Consider the following 589-nt stretch of genomic DNA (forward strand, 5'->3'; position numbering starts at 1 on the left):
GGCTTACTGTTGCTGTCGTAACCTGCCTCTGCATCAAAAGAACCCACACCCGCTATTTTTGACCATGGGCAGCAAAAGTCATGACTCGGAAGTTTGCTTTTCTGTCTCTACGACCTGCTCATAAGTTAGGCCTTCCCTTCGCGCCTTTCTGCGTATTCTCTCGTAATCCGCTGCCGCAGCATGGGGGTTGCCTGTGAGCTCTTGGGCACGCTTAGCGTTCTGCATTCTATGGTAATCAGCCGATGTAGCCTCGGGGTTGCCTGTGCGTTTCTGGGCAAGCTTAGCTTTCTGCATTCTCTGGTAATCAGCTGCCGTAGCATGGGGGTTGCCCGTGAGCTCTTGGGCACGCTTAGCGTTCTGCATTTTCTGGTAATCAGCCGATGTAGCCTCGGGGTTGCCTGTGAGCTCTTGGGCACGCTTAGCGTTCTGCATTTTCTGGTAATCAGCCGATGTAGCCTCGGGGTTGCCTGTGAGCTTCTGGGCACGCTTGGCACGGCTCTTATTCTTACTCCCGGTCATAGTTTCTATAACGCTTTCAGCTTGTTTTGCTGTCAATCCGGGTATCTGCTCAGCTATCTGCGCTGGCCTT

Annotated in this window: 1 protein-coding gene; it reads right to left on the minus strand. The window is 53.1% G+C overall.

Features of this window, described 5'->3' with window-relative positions; genetic code table 11:
- Positions 1-78: 78 nt before the first annotated feature.
- Positions 79-589, minus strand: a 511-nt coding sequence (locus tag IEX86_RS24835; RefSeq protein ID WP_229685511.1) for a hypothetical protein, incomplete at its 5' end; no start/stop codon positions are given.

The sequence above is a fragment of the Pseudomonas asuensis genome, assembly GCF_014646755.1.
In the GTDB taxonomy this organism is placed as follows: Bacteria; Pseudomonadota; Gammaproteobacteria; order Pseudomonadales; family Pseudomonadaceae; genus Chryseomonas; species Chryseomonas asuensis.